Annotated in this window: 13 protein-coding genes; 9 read left to right on the plus strand and 4 right to left on the minus strand. The window is 45.9% G+C overall.

All coding sequences use genetic code 11. The features are described 5' to 3' along the window. Positions 1–90: 90 nt before the first annotated feature. A complete protein-coding gene (locus tag ACZIX4_RS09505) occupies positions 91–966 on the minus strand; it encodes a helix-turn-helix domain-containing protein (RefSeq protein WP_463335395.1) in 876 nt (291 codons plus the stop codon). 190 nt (positions 967–1,156) lie between these two features. Between ACZIX4_RS09505 and ACZIX4_RS09510 the strand changes: the two genes are divergently transcribed. The 7 genes from ACZIX4_RS09510 to ACZIX4_RS09540 all read left to right on the plus strand — a co-directional run bounded on the left by ACZIX4_RS09510 (position 1,157) and on the right by ACZIX4_RS09540 (position 10,240). Continuing rightward, on the plus strand, positions 1,157–2,314 hold the full coding sequence (locus ACZIX4_RS09510; protein ID WP_463335396.1) for a glycoside hydrolase family 26 protein: 1,158 nt from the start codon (positions 1,157–1,159) through the stop codon (positions 2,312–2,314). Positions 2,315–2,342: 28 nt separating this feature from the next. Next, complete coding sequence (locus ACZIX4_RS09515) at positions 2,343–4,268, plus strand: sodium:solute symporter family protein (protein WP_463335397.1); 1,926 nt, start codon at positions 2,343–2,345, stop codon at positions 4,266–4,268. A gap of 45 nt (positions 4,269–4,313) precedes the next feature. Further along, positions 4,314–5,501, plus strand: coding sequence for a glycoside hydrolase family 130 protein (locus tag ACZIX4_RS09520; RefSeq protein WP_463335398.1), 1,188 nt, complete (start codon positions 4,314–4,316; stop codon positions 5,499–5,501). Beyond that, positions 5,501–6,676, plus strand: coding sequence for an AGE family epimerase/isomerase (locus tag ACZIX4_RS09525; protein ID WP_463335399.1), 1,176 nt, complete (start codon positions 5,501–5,503; stop codon positions 6,674–6,676). Before ACZIX4_RS09520 ends, ACZIX4_RS09525 begins: the two co-directional genes overlap by 1 nt. A gap of 281 nt (positions 6,677–6,957) precedes the next feature. Beyond that, the gene (locus tag ACZIX4_RS09530) at positions 6,958–8,178 is read left to right on the plus strand and encodes a glycoside hydrolase family 26 protein (protein ID WP_463335400.1); all 1,221 of its coding nucleotides are present in this window, start codon (positions 6,958–6,960) and stop codon (positions 8,176–8,178) included. Between the two features lie 87 nt (positions 8,179–8,265). Next, positions 8,266–9,567 carry a glycoside hydrolase 5 family protein gene (locus ACZIX4_RS09535; protein WP_463335401.1) on the plus strand — a complete coding sequence of 434 codons (1,302 nt, stop codon included), beginning with the start codon at positions 8,266–8,268 and terminating at the stop codon, positions 9,565–9,567. A gap of 52 nt (positions 9,568–9,619) precedes the next feature. Beyond that, positions 9,620–10,240: a hypothetical protein gene (locus ACZIX4_RS09540; RefSeq protein ID WP_463335402.1), complete on the plus strand. Its 621-nt coding sequence runs from the start codon at positions 9,620–9,622 to the stop codon at positions 10,238–10,240. A 52-nt stretch (positions 10,241–10,292) separates the two neighbouring features. Here ACZIX4_RS09540 and ACZIX4_RS09545 read toward each other — a convergent pair whose 3' ends face one another. From ACZIX4_RS09545 to ACZIX4_RS09555, 3 genes are read right to left on the minus strand one after another with little or no spacing between them, the layout of a single operon-like run. Beyond that, entirely contained in the window at positions 10,293–12,563 is a 2,271-nt protein-coding gene (locus tag ACZIX4_RS09545; protein ID WP_463335403.1) for an ATP-binding protein, read from the minus strand. 7 nt (positions 12,564–12,570) lie between these two features. Then, positions 12,571–13,173: a biliverdin-producing heme oxygenase gene (locus ACZIX4_RS09550; protein ID WP_463335404.1), complete on the minus strand. Its 603-nt coding sequence runs from the start codon at positions 13,171–13,173 to the stop codon at positions 12,571–12,573. 8 nt (positions 13,174–13,181) lie between these two features. Then, entirely contained in the window at positions 13,182–13,616 is a 435-nt protein-coding gene (locus ACZIX4_RS09555) for a response regulator (RefSeq protein ID WP_463335405.1), read from the minus strand. Between the two features lie 315 nt (positions 13,617–13,931). On the opposite strand from ACZIX4_RS09555, the gene ACZIX4_RS09560 reads away from it, so the two are divergent. Together ACZIX4_RS09560 and ACZIX4_RS09565 are read left to right on the plus strand one after the other, a co-directional pair. After that, positions 13,932–16,469, plus strand: a complete 2,538-nt coding sequence (locus ACZIX4_RS09560) for a YfhO family protein (protein ID WP_463335406.1) — start codon at positions 13,932–13,934, stop codon at positions 16,467–16,469. A gap of 15 nt (positions 16,470–16,484) precedes the next feature. Beyond that, positions 16,485–17,795 carry a glycosyltransferase family 4 protein gene (locus ACZIX4_RS09565; RefSeq protein ID WP_463335407.1) on the plus strand — a complete coding sequence of 437 codons (1,311 nt, stop codon included), beginning with the start codon at positions 16,485–16,487 and terminating at the stop codon, positions 17,793–17,795. Positions 17,796–17,860 lie beyond the last annotated feature (65 nt).

A 17,860-nucleotide genomic window follows, 5' to 3' on the forward strand; every position in this document is an offset into this window, starting at 1 on the left:
GGTTAATGTGTTTAAAATAAACATATTAACCTGTTGTTGTTTATAACCGAAGCAAAGCCAGTATTGTATTTTTTTGTCAGTAAAAATGTATCACAGGAAGCGCTTCATGCCGTGGAACTCGTCACGATACTGGCTTGGGGTGGTCTTTTTTATGCTTTTAAAAATACGGTTAAAGTTGGCAATATTGTTAAACCCGCTTTTATAAGCAATCTCACTTATGCTGAGGTCTTTTTCTATAAGCCATCGGGCGGCATATCCCACGCGAATGTCGTTCAGGTAATTTACAAAGGTTTTGTTAGTACGTTTTTTTATAAAACGGTTAAACGAAACCGGGCTCATGCTGGCCACATTGCTCACATCGTCAAGGGTTATCTTTTCGCTGAAGTTCTTCTGTATGTATTCGTATACCAGCTTCATTTTATCGCTGTCTTCAAACACATCGCTGTCCACGCTGTAGTTGCTTAGCAAACGTTGGTTGCGCGAATTGGCCATATCGTGCAGTACCGACATAATTTCCAGGAAGTAGTCCATTCCGTCCAGCTTACTGATGCGTCGGAAGCGTTCGGCAAGTTCGGTAGCGGTTTTCTTTGAAAATAGTATGCCGTGGTTGCTGCGGTTAAACATATCGCGGATGGGCATCATGATGCGGCGGTGCAGAAACGAATCTTCAAACAGGTCGTTGTGAAACTGTATGGTTATTTCGTTTATGTCTTTATTTTTACATTTATAAAGTTCCCAGCCATGGGGCAGGTTAGGGCCAACCAGTACCAGTTCCACATCGTCTATTTCCTCTATGTGGTCGCCTACTATGCGCTTTACGCCCTTTCCGCCCAAAATGAAATTTATCTCATATTCAGGGTGATAGTGTATGGGGAACTCAAAACTGTCCTTGTGCCTGTCGAAAACAAGGAAGCTGTCGTCTTTAGAAAGTGGGGGTATTTCGCGGTGGAATTTCTGGTTGTCCATAGTTACTACAACGTTTGTTATAATTTGTTATAATAATGATAAAATAATATTAACGCTTCTTGTGTGCCGGTCATATCTTTGGCATTATCAAAAAAGGGTTGATAAAATTATACTGTTGGGAATTATCAATCAAATAATTTAAGAATTTTACAATCTTATAAAATTCTTTTTGAAGCACATGCAAATATAGATGAAAAATAATATTGCCATAATTATAGCCGGAATTTTTCTTGTATCGTGCAAAGGCACCTCACAGACGACTGCTGTAGCGCAGCTTCCGGCCGACAAAAAAGCTACTCCCGAAACCGTGGCTTTGTACCAAAATTTGTTTAAAGCACGCGAAAAAGGGTACATGTTCGGGCACCAGGATGCACTGGCGTATGGTGTAAACTGGCGTTACGAAGACGGGCGCAGTGACATAAAAGATGTAACCGGCGATTACCCTGCGGTATACGGCTGGGACCTTGGTCGTACTGAGAATAAAGAAGAAAAAGACCTTGATGGTGTGCCGTTTAACAAGCAGAAGCAGTTTGTGGAAATGGTATGCGACAGGGGTGGGGTAAACACCTTCAGCTGGCACATGAACAACCCGCTTACCGGCAAAGATGCCTGGAACAACGAGCCGGGTACGGTGGCTTCGGTACTGCCGGGCGGCACCAAGCACGAACTGTTTAAAAGCTGGCTTGATAATGCTGCTGCGTACTTCCTTACACTGAAAGGGAAGGATGGTAAGTTGGTTCCGATACTCTTTCGTCCGTACCATGAGTTTACAGGGAATTGGTTCTGGTGGTGCAAAAATACTACCACTCCCGAGCAGTTTAAAGCACTGTGGAAATTCACCGTGAATTACTTTGAAAGCAAGGGTGTACACAACCTGCTGTATGTATACAATACCAGCGATGCCAACGTACAGACCAAAGCCGATTTTATGGGATACTATCCCGGTGATGAGTACGTGGATATGGTGAGTTTTGATATTTATCAGGGTGAGGAAGAAGCAGAAAAACGTGAAAAATTTGCCACCGATACCAAGCGCCTTACCGGTATTATTGATGAAGTTGCCCGCGAGCACCATAAGCTTTCGGCTATTGCAGAAACAGGTTTTGAGCAGATACAGTATGCCACATGGTGGACAGAAACCCTTACCAATGCCATTGGTGATAAAAAAATATCGTATGTGCTGGTGTGGCGCAACCATGGCTGGAACGAACACATGGATCCGCCGCGTATGCATTATTATGCGCCATACAAAGGCCACAAATATGAGGCTGATTTTATAAAATACTACAAGCAGCCCGAAACCCTGTTCCAGAAAGAAGTAACCAAATTCAACCTTTATAAAAAATAATCACGCCACGGCGTGACCCGAAGATATAATGAGACTTACAGCTATAGACCTCTCTATTATTGCCGCCTATTTTATACTGATGGTGGCCATAGGCATAGTAATGAAAAACCGCGCTAAGCGCAGCAAAGACAGCTACCTTATGGGGGGCAAGTCGCTCCCGTGGTACATGCTTGGGCTTAGTGATGCCAGTGATATGTTCGATATCAGCGGTACCATGCTGCTGGTAAGCATGGCGTTTTTATACGGTTTTAAAAGCGTATGGATCCCGTGGATGTGGCCGGTGTTTAACCAGGTGTTCCTTATGGTGTTCCTGAGTAAATGGCTCAGGCGAAGCAACGCTACCACCGGTGCCGAATGGTTGGGCACACGTTTCGGCCTTACCGATAAAGGAGTTCAGAGCAGCCATGCTGTAGTAGTGGTTTTTGCACTGATGCTTTGTGTTGGCTATATGGCCTATGCGTTTGTGGGTGTGGGCGAATTCCTTGAGATATTCATTCCGTATGATACTATAAAAGCTGCTGTGCCATTCTTAGACCAGCATGTAGAGCAGTTTGCCATAGGTTCAGCCGAATATAAAACTGCATTACTGGATGCCAAGCACTTTACGGCTCAGTTCTATGGGGTAAGTATCTGTATTGTAGCTACATTCTACAGTATCGTAGGGGGGATGCACGGTATCGTTTTGGCCGATTTCATCAAGTACATGATTATGATTGTATGCTCACTATTTGTGGGTACCATAGCCATGACGGCACTTGCCGACAGCGGTATCGTATTTACAGATAAAATGCCTATAGGTTGGGACAGCCCGTTGTTTGGTGCCGAACTGGGGCTTGATTGGCAAAATATACTGGCCGATGCCCAGGTAAAACTGGAACACGACGGTTATAAGCTGTTCTCGGCTGTGGTAGCCATGATGTTCTTCAGTGGGGTGCTAAAAAGCCTTGCAGGGCCTGCACCTAACTACGATTGCCAGAAGATATTAAGTACCAAATCGCCCGAGGAAGCCAGTAAAATGAGTGGTTTCATATCCATCATACTGCTGCCTATCCGTTATTTTATGACCATGGGGCTTTGTATACTGGGCGTGCTGTACTTTAAAGACCTTGACCTGAACCACACTGCCGACGGTGTAAACTTTGAGAGCATTATGCCTGCGGTAATAAACAAATACCTGCCTGTGGGCCTTGTGGGCCTTGTGCTTGCCGGTTTCCTTGGGGCGTTTATGAGCAACTTCAGCGGAACGCTTAATGCCGGGCAGGCCTACATAGTAAACGACATTTACCTTAAATACTTTAAGCCCGATGCAGGCCGTAAACAAATCATCCGTATGGGATACCTTTCGGGTACGCTTATGGTGATACTGGGTGTGGGCCTTGGGCTTTTTATTAAAGACGTAAACATGATATTCAACATTATCACCGCAGGGCTGTATGGGGGCTTTGTGTGTGCTAATGTACTCAAATGGTACTGGTGGCGCTTTAATGCTACCGGTTTCTTTTGGGGAATGCTGGCGGGTATCATCGCCAGCGCCATACCTCCATTCTTATCGGTAACGGGCATAAGCCATTTCTTTGACGGAACCCGTATGCTGTACTTTTTCCCGGTGTTTTTTGTAATACAGTTGGTCGCCTGTATTTTGGGTTCTTACGCGGCGCCTCCGACAAATACAGAAACGCTGGTGAATTTTTACAAAACCGTAAGGCCGTGGGGTATGTGGAAACCCATACACGAACTTGCACAGAAAGAGGACCCGGGCCTACAACGGAACAGAAACTTTGGCACCAACATGGCGAACGTGGCTATGGGTATTGCCGGGCAGATACTGCTTACGCTGCTGCCTATGTATTTTATCCTGAGTAAATGGACCGGGTTCTTTACGGTGCTGGTTTTACTGGCAGTAATTTTTGCCGTAATGAAAAAATCATGGTGGGACAGGCTCACCGACTTTTAAAAAAAACACAACAATTGCACCAATTAACTAAAAAGGGTATTGGATATGATTACTGAAAACACGGTTAAGATACCAAATTACGAAGCGTTGGCGAAAGCCCACCGCGAACTGACAGAGAAGAAGAATGAGCCTGCTGATGTAAGCAACGGTATTTATACCCGCTACAAAAACCCGGTGGTTACGGCTGCACACGTGCCGCTGCACTGGAGGTACGACCTTAATGCCGAAACCAATCCGCACGGGCTGGAACGTATAGGCTTTAATGCCGCGTTTAATGCCGGTGCTACAAAATGGAATGGTAAGTACATTTTGGCTGTACGCGTGGAAGGGGTAGACCGTAAGTCGTTCTTTGCCATTGCAGAAAGCCCTAATGGTATTGATAATTTTACCTTTTGGGACAAACCGGTTGTAATACCGCAGATAGAGGGCAACGCCGATACCAACGTGTATGATATGAGGCTGATACAGCACGAAGACGGTTATGTGTACGGTATTTTCTGTACCGAGCGCAAAGACCCGGATGCCCCTAAAGGCGATACCAGTTCGGCTATAGCCAATGCAGGTATAGTGCGTACCAAAGACCTTATCAACTGGGAGCGCCTGCCCGACCTTATAAGCAATACCGGCCAGCAGCGCAATGTGGTGCTGCACCCTGAGTTTGTAAATGGCAAATACGCTGTATACACACGCCCTCAGGACGGTTTTATAGATGTAGGCAGCGGCGGCGGTATTGGCCTTGGTTTCATAGATAAGATGGAAAACCCGGAGGTGCTTGATGAAAAAATCATTTGTGGCAAGGTGTACCATACCATTTATGAACTGAAGAACGGCCTTGGCCCTGAGCCAATTAAAACCGATAAAGGCTGGCTGCATATGGCACACGGCGTACGTAATACTGCGGCAGGCCTGCGTTATACGCTGTATATGTTTATGACTGACCTTAATGAAATAGACAAGGTTATCCACCACCCGGCGGGCTATTTTATGGCTCCGGAAGGTGAGGAGCGTGTGGGCGATGTAAGCAATGTATTGTTCTCTAACGGCTGGATAGCCGATGAAGACGGTACCGTGTACATTTACTACGCATCGTCTGATACGCGTATGCATGTGGCGGTTTCTACTATCGAAAAACTGGTAGATTATGTGATGAACACGCCTGAAGATACCTTTACTTCGGCAGGTTCGGTACAAACCATCATTGATCTTGTAGACAGCAACAAGAAGTTTCTATAATGGCACAGCTTAAAGAAGCCATGCGCCATGAGTTGGACAGCATACTGGCGTATTGGGAAAAAAACACTACAGATACGGTTAATGGTGGCTTTATAGGCGCCATAGACTGTAACGAACACAAAGACTTTTCAGCCGAAAAAGGCTCCGTAATGAATGCCCGCATTTTGTGGGCATTTGCTGCGGCATACCCGGTTACCAAAAACGAAGCACATTTGGAACTGGCACACCGCGCATACCGTTACATTGCCACATATTTTTATGATAAGGAACATGGCGGTATCTTTTGGAGTGTGAATGCCGACGGTTCGCCTAAGGATACCAAAAACCAAATTTATGCGCTGGCGTTTACCATTTATGGTTTGACCGAATATTATTCGGTTACCCAAAATGAAGATGCGTTGCAACTTGCCATCAGCCTTTACAAAAAGATTGAGGAGTACAGTTTTGACAAAGAATATTCGGGTTACCTGGAAGCCTTTACCCGCGACTGGCAACCCATTGACGACCTTCGCCTGAGCGATAAGGACGCCAATGAAAAAAAGACCATGAATACCCACCTGCATATAGTGGAAGGGTATGCCAACCTGTACCGCGTTTGGCCCGATGCCGGTTTAAAAAGCGTTATATCGCAGCTGCTGATTACCATAAACAACCATTTTATGGACATCGAAACCGGGCACCTGCACCTGTTCTTTAATGAGGAATGGGTAGAAAAGCCCGATGTTATTTCGTACGGTCATGATATTGAAGCGGCCTGGCTGCTGCAATGGTGTGCCGAAGTGATTGGCGATGAACAATTGGTAGCCATTTATAAAAAACATGCTGTTATTATGGCCGATGCCACCTTTGAAGGTGTGGATGAAGCCGACGGCGGCCTTTGGTACGAATACGACCCACAGGAAGACCACCTTATCACCGAAAAGCACTGGTGGCCGCAAAGCGAGTTCCTGATAGGTATGGTGAATGCATGGCAGCTTACGGGTGATGCAAAATACATGGATGCCACAACGCGTAACTGGCAGTTTGTACAACAGCACATACTCGACACCACAAACGGCGAATGGATATGGGGCGTAGATGCAGGCTATAAGCTGATAGAAAAAGACAAAGCCGGTTTCTGGAAATGCCCGTACCACAACAGCAGGGCATGCCTGGAACTGATTAAGCGGTTGTAGAGCTTATCCAATATTGTGTGTCATTGCGAGGCACGAAGCAATCTCATAAAGTTACTAAAATGCATGATGAGATTGCTTCGTGCCTCGCAATGACAGGGTGGTCTATGAGTGAATGCTTTACATTTAGGTAGTTGCTTATCACAACCATAATTCTCCTGAAAATATAATACCTTTTTTTGACAAAATAGCAGCATTACGAAAACGATTGATGCTGTAATTTGCATACGTTAAATGAGATTTACTTAGTGCCTTATTCTTAGGCATAATACGACTAACACGACATGAAAAAATTTACTGTAAGCCTGCTCGCTATGGGTATGGTACTGGCTGTATCATGCAGTAGCGACAGTGACAGCAATAACGATACTACTCCGCCTGTAGTGGTGGATGACGACCCGATGACAGCGGCAAACGTGCGTACCTATATGGCCGACCCAAATGCCACTGCCGAAACGGTAGCGCTCTTTTACAATTTGAGGAAACTGCAAAAAACAAAATACCTTATAGGGCAGCAGGATGCATTCAACGGTTTTTACCAGGATGCGGCGGGCAGTTCAGATATTAAGAAGGCTACGGGGAGTGACCCGGCATTGCTGGGTTCGGACTTTATGTTCATTACCGATAATAACAATACCGGCCAGCCCGATAACTGGTTTTACCAGCAGGAAATCATTATAACCGATGATGCTAAGGAAGCGTACAATAAAGGCATGGTAAATACCTTTTGCTGGCACTTTCGCGAGCCTTACCACGGTGAAACTTTTTACGCCGCCGATATGACGGCACAGGAGAAAGCAACGGCCTTTGCCAGTATATTACCGGGAGGTGCCAACCACGATTACTTTAAGCAAAAGCTTGATAAAGTGGCCGATGTGCTGAACAACCTGAAAGGTAACGACGGTAAGCTGATTCCCGTTATTTTCCGCCCGTTCCATGAGTTTGACGGCAACTGGTTCTGGTGGGGTGCAGCATATTGTACGGCTGATCAGTACAAGCAGGCGTGGCAGTTTTTGGTAACCTACCTGCGCGATACCAAAGGGGTGCACAATGTGCTGTATGCCTATTCACCCGATAACAGCTATACCGCATCGGCACAATACCTGCAACGCTATCCCGGCGATGGGTATGTAGATGTACTGGGTATGGACAACTACGGCGATTTTACCGGCAGCACTACAGGTGTTACCAATGCCGGTAATAAACTGAAAATGGTAAGCGATATAGCCAAAGACAAAGTAAAGATATGCGCTATGACCGAAACAGGTTACAGGGTTACGGCTACCACCGCCCCTATAGCAGGATTTTTTAATACGAACATGTACGGCGCCCTTAGGCAGTATGATGCACAGGTGGCGTATGTAATGTTCTGGAACAACAACCTCGACGGTTATTATGTTCCGCCCTCGGGGCAAAGCAATACGCAGGACTTTGTGAATTTTACACAAAAAGGCGCGTCGGTGTTGCAGGATAATATTCCTGCTATGTACACCATTACAGAATAGGTTAAGATTTGGGTTAATGTTTTTCGTGGGGCGTGGCTTGTGAGGAAAGCCGCGCCCTCACTTTTAAACCCGTAAGAGATAATATATATGACAAACGTATTTAAAACCGCATTGGCCATAACGGCGGTATCATTTGGGGTATCGTGTTCGGCACAGAAAACAAAAGGCCCGGAACACATTACCGTAAAGGGAACCGAATTTTACAAAGGCAATTCCCCATACCATTATATAGGTGCCAACTACTGGTACGGCAGCCTGCTGGCAAGTAAAAGCGTGGGCGACCGTACCCGCCTTGCCAAAGAGTTGGACGAACTGAAAGCAAATGGCATTGACAACCTCCGCATACTGGTAGGGGCAGAGGGCGGTACACAGGATTTTACCGTAAAGCCTGCCCTGCAACCGGAACAGGGAGTGTATGATGAGGATTTGCTCGAAGGGCTTGATTATCTGCTCAACGAACTGCGCAAGCGTAATATGTACGCCGTGCTGTACCTGGCCAACAACTGGGAATGGAGTGGGGGCATGGCGCAATACCTGGAGTGGAACGGCTATGGGAAGTTGCCCAACCCGAACATCCCACCGAATACCTGGCCGCAGTTTATGGACTATGTAAAGCAGTTCCACAAATGCGAACCGTGCCGTGAAGCGCTGAAGCAGCACATTGCCAAAATAATAGGCCGTACCAATGCCTACAGCAAGCTGAAGTATACCGAGGATAACACCATTATGGCATGGCAGGTGGGCAATGAGCCGCGTGTGTTTACTGCTGATAACGAAGGTGCGTTTACCAACTGGCTTACTGATGTGGTTGACACCATAGACGAGCTGGACAGTTACCACCTTATCTGCACCGGTAGCGAGGGCAAGGCGGGTTCGGCAGATGATATTGCCATATACGAGCGTACCCACAATAACCCGAAAATCGACTACCTTACAATGCACATTTGGCCGAAAAACTGGGGTTGGTATAAGCACGAAGATGCTGCCAAAACCCTGCCTATAGCCATCAGCAAGACCTTGGAATACGTTGACCAACATATCGCTGTCGCCGAACGCCTGCACAAACCATTGGTACTGGAAGAATTTGGCCTGCCGCGCCAAGGCGAGAGCCTGGACAGGAATGTACCTGCCAAAGACCGTGAAGCGTATTACAAAGCCATTTTTGATAAACTGGAAAGCAGTATTAAACAGCACAAAGCGTTTACGGCGCTAAACTTTTGGGGATATGGCGGCACGGGTAAAAATAACCCGGCACAGGGTCACTGGGTAAAAGGTGATGCATTTACTGCCGACCCACCGCAAGAACCACAGGGGCTTAATACGGTTTTCAGTACCGATACAGATATGCTGAAGATGATTAAGAAGTATAACGTAGCAATACGTAAGTAAGAGCCGAAAGGCTCTTTTTTTGTTTATATTTGATAAACCAATTGACTATTATATGAAATCTGTTTTCGCTGCTGTTTTGGCAATAATGTTGCTTCAATCCTGTAAAAATCCTTCTGGAAAAACCGAAGCTGCTAAAAAGCCTTTAACCGACTCTGTGGTTGTTTATACTGATACACCCAAATCAGCATTTACTGCTGAAGAAGAAGAGACGATCAGGAAAGACAGCCTTCTTCGGGTTAATAAAGTTTTTCCGTATGTGGCTAAATATTCTTTTGAATCTTATAAAGCTAATTTATATAGCGGAACGCTTAAAGCGCCTGATTTTACAGGAAATCCATTTGCAAAAGATAAAGAGTATGTAGACTTTATTACTGAAGGTTGCAAACGGGGCATCAACTTTGGAGGGAAATATACTGTAATTGAAAAGAGTTGTGGCGCTATGTGTAGTTTTCTATTTATGGTAGACCGCGAAAATGGAAAGATAATCGATACTGCTGAATTAGACAGGGTAGATGGTTTCTATGGTTTTGCCTACAATAAAGACAGCTATTTATTGATAGCAAACGCGACTTCGTTGATTGATGCATCGCTTGATGAAACAGACCAAAATTCAAGAAAGACGAAACCTGAAATCTTTGTATGGAAGGATAATAGGTTCAAAAGATTAGAATAGTCTTGTCCGGAAATAATATAAATATAAAAGGCCGCATAAGCGGCCTTAAATTTTAACTGTGTCCTTCAGCCTCCGCCGGGAAATAGACCCATATTTCGGTACCGAACCCGGGCATGGAACTGGCGGTTATCTGGCCTTTATGGTTTTGCATGATTTTCTTGCAAAGCGCCAGCCCCACACCAGATCCCTTCTGGTCGGGCAGGGCATGCAGGCGGGTAAAAATATTAAAAATCTGCTCAGCGTATTTTTGGTCAAACCCCATACCGTTATCGCTAACCGTTATGGTGTGGTAAAGCTCACTCGAACCTTCAAGATATTTCAGGCCTTCATGGGCAATTGTTATTTCAGGCTTACGCACTTCATCGGCATACTTTATCGAGTTTGATATCAGGTTGAAAAACAATTGCTTCAACAAGAAAGGAATGCCCTGCACATGCGGCAATGCACCTATGGTAACTATAGCCTCTTTTTCGGTTATGGTTTCAGCCATATCCTGTTTCACTTCTTCAAGAAGTTCGGCAAGGTCTACCGTTTCCAGGTTGTCGTGCGTATGGCGCAGGCGCGTATATTTCAGTATGTCTATCAGCAGGTTCTGCATACGGTTTGCCGATGCATTCATACGCCTTATAGAATCTTCCACAGTCTCTGGCAATGTACGTTCACGGGTTAGTATACGCGATGCCATAAGCTGTATTTTGCGCAATGGCTCCTGCAGGTCGTGCGTGCTTATCCAGTTGATGTTCTCCAGCTCGTTGTTGGTTTCCCTGAGCAATTCGCTCAGTTTGCGGTATTTTTCTTCCTCCTGGGTTATAATCAGCAGGTTTATCTGTCGTTGCAGGCTGTAGGCATAAGAAGCCGCCGCATCCAGCTCCGGGCGCAGCCACGGTTTGCTGATGCAGTCTACAATTTCTTTCCACAGCGCAAACGAACGTCTTGGCGAAAGCCCTTTTTCATCTTTGATGATAGATTTTTGTGGGTCACCTGCCCAGTGTACCTCTGTTTTGGTCTCAGGCCTGAACCATATAATACAGTTGTTACTGTCTATATCCAGCGAATGGTAAACAATACCCGACGTGGTTTCGCAGTCGCCTTTAAATTCCGGCAGGTACGCGGTGATTTTCTCTGTACTGAAACTGCCGTTATTGGTATAAGTAGCCAGCCATGAGGCCAGTTGCTTTATTTTTTCGTCATCGGCGGTAAGCCCGCTTTTATATACGGTACCGTTAAACACCACAGCGGCTCCCGATGCATTGGTTAAAGCCAGTATATCGGGGTTGGCCACAATCTGTTGCAGGTCGTTTTCCTTATGCAGGAGCACATTGTTCATACGTTCCAGCGCCAGTGTGGTCTTACGGGCGTGCTCGTATTCTTCAGACGACTGCCTTACATCAATTTGCGAAGTAATAAAGTGCCCCTGCAACTTGGCTGCCAGCCTTATTTCAGGGCTAAGGTTTTTAAGCGAGTAGTGGTGGCAGGCTATAAGCCCCCACAACTGCTTTTTGTGCATGAGCGATATGGTAAGCGTGGCACCCACCCCCATATTGTGCAGGTATTGTACGTGTATGGGCGATGTGCTGCGCAGTATGGACAAGCTCAGGTCCAGTGCTTTGTTTTCGGCATCGTCCTGCGTAAAGATAGGTACAGGGGTATAGTCAATATCTGTAATAAGGCGCAACAGGTTTATTTTGTACAGCTCGCGTGCCTGTGGCGGTATATCGGTATGCGGGTAGTGCAGCCCAAGGAACGGCTCCAGGTCATCGCGGCAGCTTTCGGCAAATACCTCGCCGTTATAGTCCTTATCAAAACGGTATACCATAACGCGGTCGTACCCGGTAATTTTACGCGTACCTTCGGCCACAAGCTGGCACAGTTGTTTCAGCGTATGCGTTTCGTGCATGTAGCCCAAAAACTGCGATGTCTGGTCGTATACCTCGCTGGCTTCCTGGTGGCTGAAGCCTTCGGGCTCGCCTTCCAGTATGTAAATATCCTGTGCGTTAAGGTGCATGGTACACAAAAAATCTACCCCGCACAGTTGCAGCTTCAGCAGGCTGCTGCCCAGCATGAGCCCTTTGCCTGCATAAGCGGTCAGCTTTTTTGCATTGTCTTCGCCAAAGGCCGCACCAAAGGTTTGCCCCAGCAGTTGCGTATGGAACAGGTTAAGGTACTCCGCCGTATTGGCACTGCAAAAATCGATGATAAGCGATTCTTTCTTTATGCCAAGCAAAAAACCGTGCGGCTGTATGCTGCCCGGTATGTGTATGGGTTCCTGTTCGCAATTGGTGAGGTTTACAATATCGCGGTTTACTATATCCCTTATCTTCATAAATCCGTTATCGGTTGCCATTGCTGCTAAAATGCCTGTGAATGGCTTCAAAAGCATAGTTAGCCCCGGCTATAATTTCGCTGCCGGCATCGTTTTTAGTCTCAAAACCGGCCAGGTCTGCCAAAAAGCCTTTCCAGCGGCTGCCGGTAAGGTTGCCGTAGCCGCTAAAGTAAGCAGCGCCGCTTTCTTCGGTATGGCCTAAGGTTTTGGCTATGTTTTTCAGTATTACCCTGCCGCCTAAAGACGAGCCTTCTATAACATACAGTATGCCCATAGCATACGCAGCCGAAGGGTTTTCCACACCTGCCGATACCGGTTTTTGGCTTTCGGATAAGTCGATGCCTAACTTTTTAAGGTCGGCTTCTATAAGGTGTGTTTTATTACGCTCGGCTATATCTGTCACATAAGGCTGCAATGCGGGGAAAATATTCTCTTCGGCATCTTTAACCACATCACGCATTAGCGCAAGGTAGTGTGCATACTCTTCATCGGTTACATCTTCCTTTAGTATAGATTCAGACACGGGCAGCGTCTCAAGGGCGGTGTGTGACGTAGCGGTAGACTGGCGTAGGTTATTTAAAAAATTGGTTTCAGTTACGGTATTTTCCATGAGGGCTGTTAGTGAAAATTATATACAAAGTTTTTATCAGTGGGAATAAAAGTACCCCAGTTTATAGACAGTGCATGGATTATGGAGTTTTTAAGCTTTTCAAAATCACCCGATTTCGGCAGGTAATACGTAGCGCCATAAAGCCGCGCCTTTTCTATAATGGCAGTATCATTAGACGTAGATATCATAATTACCGGCATTAGCCTGTGGTTGTCGTTTTCCCTTAATTTTTTAAGCGTTTCCAGCCCGTTCATGCCCGGCATGTTTATATCCAGGAAAATAAGGTAGGGGTGTGGCGGCGGGTTTTTAAGCGCATGTAGCAGCTCTTCGCCGTTGTTTTGGGTAACTACGTCATACTGTTCTCCAAGGCTGTCTACAATCTCACTGAAGAAATCCAGGTCTTCCAGGTCGTCGTCGGTGTAAAAAATAATCAGTTTCTTCATCTGGGGATATGAATTTTTAAGTTCAAACAACAAGGTACAATAGCAAATATACCTATTAATACACCGCTAATAACGTAATTAAGGATGTTTAACCCTCCAAAATATTTGTTAAATGATGTAGGGCCCGGCTCTATTAGAGTTTTCCAGCCTGAAACACACTGTGCTATATATAAAGATAATCAGCAAAAAAGGACGCGTTGTGCAGGGGTATTCTGTAAATTTGTTTAAAATATAACCGTGGTTTCTGCCGTTTTAGGGAAAATAAGTATCTTCACGCCGTTTTTTACCATCAGCAAACTAAGCAAACTTTTGCACATGAAAAATATAAAAAGGTTTTATCCTGAATTACTGGCCGTACTGGGCTTTATTGTGGTTTCACTGCTTTATTTTTACCCGGTTTTGCAGGGCAATAAGGCTTTCTTCCAATCGGATATTGCACAATATACAGGAATGGCCAAGGAGCAAAACGATTTCCGTAAGGAGCACGAAGCCGAACCGTACTGGACAAACAATGCCTTTGGTGGTATGCCTACTTACCAGATGGGGGCAAACTATCCGCACAATTACATTAAAAAGCTGGACGGTGTTATCCGTTTCCTGCCGCGCCCTGCCGACTATCTGTTCCTGTATTTCCTCGGCTTTTTTGTATTGCTGCGTGTATTGAAACTCGATCCGCTTAAGGCGTTCTTCGGGGCGCTGGCCTTTGGTTTCAGTACCTATATGGTTATTATCCTTGGGGCGGGGCACAATGCCAAAGCCCATACCATAGCCTATATGCCGGTAGTAATAGCAGGTATTATATTGGTATTCCGTAAGCGCTATGTGGCGGGAGGGTTGCTTACCCTGATAGCTACTGCGCTGGAAATAAACGCCAACCACTTCCAGATGACGTATTACCTGCTGTTCCTGTTACTGTGCATAGGCATTTACTATATTGTAGATATTGTTAAAACTAAAGATTATAAGCACCTTGGTACCTCTGTTGCCGTATTTGCGCTTGCAGGTATAGTGGCGCTGGGGCTTAATGCTACCAGCCTGATGGCTACGTCTGAGTTTACAAATTACAGTATTCGTGGCAAGAGCGAGCTTACCTTTAAGGCCGATGGTACCCCGGTAACGTCGGGCGCTGCTATGGACTATAGCTATATTACTGAGTACAGCTATGGCATTGGCGAAAGCCTTGACCTTTTGGTGCCAAGGCTTTACGGCGGTGGTACACACGAAACGGTTAAAGGTGAAAATAAAGTGTACGATTACTTTATCAACCTTGGCCTGCCGGCTGACCAGGCAAAGCAAATATCTGAAAACGTGCCGTATTACTGGGGCGACCAGCCAATTGTAGAAGCACCTGCTTATATAGGTATTGTGGTGTTTTTCCTGGCGGTGTTTGCGCTTTTTGCCGATAACCGTAAAATTAAATACGCTTTCCTTGCGGGGGCTATACTAACACTATTATTATCTTGGGGTAAAAACCTTTCGGGGCTTACCAATTTCTTTATAGAAAACGTGCCGCTGTACGATAAGTTCCGTGCGGTATCGTCTATGCAGGTTATACTGGAACTTTGTATACCGGTATTGGCCTTTATGGGGCTGCAAACCTTCTTTAAACTGACCAAAGAAGAGCAGTTTAAAAACCTGTGGAAATCAGGTGCTGTAGTAGGCGGGTTACTGATTGTACTGTTTATACTGAAAGGTTCGTTTGCGTTTGAAAAAGCTGACGACGAAGCTTTTGCAACAAACTACATCCTTGGCCCACAGGGCTTCCAGCAATACGGCGCAGGTTACATACAGGCGCTTAAGGAAACCCGTATGGATATGTTTACAGCCGATCTAACACGTGCTTTGTTCCTTGTACTGGCTGCTGTGGCGGTGCTGTATTTTGCATATAAGCAAAAACTTAGCGAAACGGTTGCCGTAGTCATTATAGGTGTACTTGCTGTGGGCGACCTGTATACTGTGGACCGTAAATATGTAAATGCTGATGATTTCGTATCGGAAAGTAAGATGACTGTGCCGTTTGAGCCTAATGGTGCCGACGAATTTATATTAAAAGACGATGGCCATTTCCGCGTGTACGAACCGGGCGGAAGGATGCAGGGACGTACATCATACTACCACCAGTCGGTAGGGGGGTACAGTGCCGTGCGCCCACGCAGGATGGACGAACTGTTTACCTACACATTCGAAAGCGGTAAGAAAGATGCTTTTGCCCCGATATTCAATAACCTTGATGAAGAGACCCTGAAGCTGAAAAGTGCTGTACCTGTACTGGACATGCTAAACGTGAAATACCTGATAATGCAGGGGCAGCAGGGCGATTACCTGCCTATAACCAACCCGTTTGCAGCAGGCCCGGCCTGGTTTGTAAGCACAGTGAAACCGGTTGCAACGGCTGACGAAGAATTTAAGTCGGTTGAAAAGCTGGATGTGAAAAATGTTGCCGTGGTGAATAAGGAGAAATTTCCTGAGGCAGCTGCCAAAACTACATTTGTAAAAGACAGTACTGCAACCATAACACTGGAATCGTACGAGCCGAACCACCTGCGTTATACCACTAATAACAGCCACGAAGGTTTTGCCGTATTCAGCGAAATGTATTACCCTAAAGGCTGGAACGTTACCATAGACGGTAAGCCTGCCACGCACTACCAGGCCGATTATACCCTGCGCGCCATGCCTATACCGGCAGGTAAGCACAGTGTAGAGTTTAAATTTGAACCACAGGTTGTAAAAACCGGCAGCACCATAACCCTGATCAGCTTTGTGCTATTCCTGGGCTTGCTGGGTGGTGGCATATGGTTTGAGAACCGCTCGCTAAAAGGGGAGAAAACCCCGGAAACTAATAAACCATAATTATATTTTATGGATATGAGTGAGCAAATTCCCCCTTCGGGGGTTAGGGGGCGCGTGTTAATCATTACATATTACTGGCCTCCTGCGGGTGGCCCCGGTGTACAGCGCTGGCTGAAGTTTGTAAAATACCTGCCCTCATTCGGGGTGCAGCCTGTGGTGTACATCCCTGAAAATCCTACCTATCCGTTAGTGGATGAAGGGCTTCTTGCAGAGGTAAACCCGGATGTAACCATACTAAAACAGCGCATAACCGAACCTTACGCATGGGCTTCCATGTTCAGTAAGGGGAGTACGAAAAAAATAAGCAGCGGCATCATCCCCGATAAAAAGAAACAATCTTTTTTACAGCGTGCAATGTTGTGGGTGCGGGGCAACCTGTTCATCCCAGATGCGCGTGTACTTTGGGTAAAACCATCTATAAAATTCCTGTCGAAATACATACAGGAAAACGGTATTGACACGGTTATCACTACCGGGCCGCCGCACAGCCTGCACCTTATCGGCCTTGGCCTAAAAGAAAAGGTAAACGTTAGGTGGATTGCCGATTTCCGTGACCCATGGACAACCATTGGCTACCACAAAGAGCTAAAGCTTAACGCTTCCGCAGAAAAAAAGCATAAGGATTTAGAAAAACAGGTGCTGAATACTGCCGATACTGTATTGGTTACCAGCCCTACTACCAAGAAGGAATTTGAAGCGCTTACTGCTAAGCCCATTGCCGTTATTACTAACGGTTACGACGTGGAAAACATAGCAAAACAGCAATTAGACGAAAAGTTTACACTGGCGCACATCGGTTCGTTCCTTAGTGAGCGTAACCCGCAGGCGCTATGGCAGGCGTTAAGCGAACTTACCCGTGAAAATGAGGCTTTCGCCCAAAGTTTTGAACTGAAGCTTATAGGTGCGGTGAGCCGTGAAGTGTTGGACAGCATTGCACAAAACGGGCTTAATGGCTATGTAAATAACCTTGGCTACGTGCCACATGCCGAAGCTGTTGCCCACCAACGCAAAAGCCAGGTGCTTTTGTTGGTGGAAATAGACCGTGAAGAAACCAAATGCATTATACCTGGCAAGCTGTTTGAATACATGGTTTCAGACCGCCCGATACTGGCTATTGGCCCTGACGGTGCTGATTTTGCCGAGATAATGCGTACTACCAATACGGGTGTATTTGCTTTGTATAACGAGAAGCAGAAAATTAAAGATACCCTACTAAAATACTTTGCCGAATACCAAAACGGCAGCCTGAAATCGCATGCTATAGGCTTGCAATACTATTCAAGAAAGAACCTTACCGGGCAACTGGCAGAGTTGCTTAAGAAATAAAAAAAGCTGATTGAAATATGATTTCAATCAGCTTTTAAAATTATTGATTTATAGTGTCTTAGCTG

The sequence above is a fragment of the Flavobacterium niveum genome, assembly GCF_055231775.1.

Excerpts from the sequence above, each read along its gene's own strand:
- ACZIX4_RS09505 (WP_463335395.1), bottom strand. The coding sequence starts at position 966 with ATGGACAACCAGAAATTCCACCGCGAAATACCCCCACTTTCTAAAGAC.
- ACZIX4_RS09510 (WP_463335396.1), top strand. The coding sequence starts at position 1,157 with ATGAAAAATAATATTGCCATAATTATAGCCGGAATTTTTCTTGTATCG.
- ACZIX4_RS09515 (WP_463335397.1), top strand. The coding sequence starts at position 2,343 with ATGAGACTTACAGCTATAGACCTCTCTATTATTGCCGCCTATTTTATA.
- ACZIX4_RS09520 (WP_463335398.1), top strand. The coding sequence starts at position 4,314 with ATGATTACTGAAAACACGGTTAAGATACCAAATTACGAAGCGTTGGCG.
- ACZIX4_RS09525 (WP_463335399.1), top strand. The coding sequence starts at position 5,501 with ATGGCACAGCTTAAAGAAGCCATGCGCCATGAGTTGGACAGCATACTG.
- ACZIX4_RS09530 (WP_463335400.1), top strand. The coding sequence starts at position 6,958 with ATGAAAAAATTTACTGTAAGCCTGCTCGCTATGGGTATGGTACTGGCT.
- ACZIX4_RS09535 (WP_463335401.1), top strand. The coding sequence starts at position 8,266 with ATGACAAACGTATTTAAAACCGCATTGGCCATAACGGCGGTATCATTT.
- ACZIX4_RS09540 (WP_463335402.1), top strand. The coding sequence starts at position 9,620 with ATGAAATCTGTTTTCGCTGCTGTTTTGGCAATAATGTTGCTTCAATCC.
- ACZIX4_RS09545 (WP_463335403.1), bottom strand. The coding sequence starts at position 12,563 with ATGAAGATAAGGGATATAGTAAACCGCGATATTGTAAACCTCACCAAT.
- ACZIX4_RS09550 (WP_463335404.1), bottom strand. The coding sequence starts at position 13,173 with ATGGAAAATACCGTAACTGAAACCAATTTTTTAAATAACCTACGCCAG.
- ACZIX4_RS09555 (WP_463335405.1), bottom strand. The coding sequence starts at position 13,616 with ATGAAGAAACTGATTATTTTTTACACCGACGACGACCTGGAAGACCTG.
- ACZIX4_RS09560 (WP_463335406.1), top strand. The coding sequence starts at position 13,932 with ATGAAAAATATAAAAAGGTTTTATCCTGAATTACTGGCCGTACTGGGC.
- ACZIX4_RS09565 (WP_463335407.1), top strand. The coding sequence starts at position 16,485 with ATGAGTGAGCAAATTCCCCCTTCGGGGGTTAGGGGGCGCGTGTTAATC.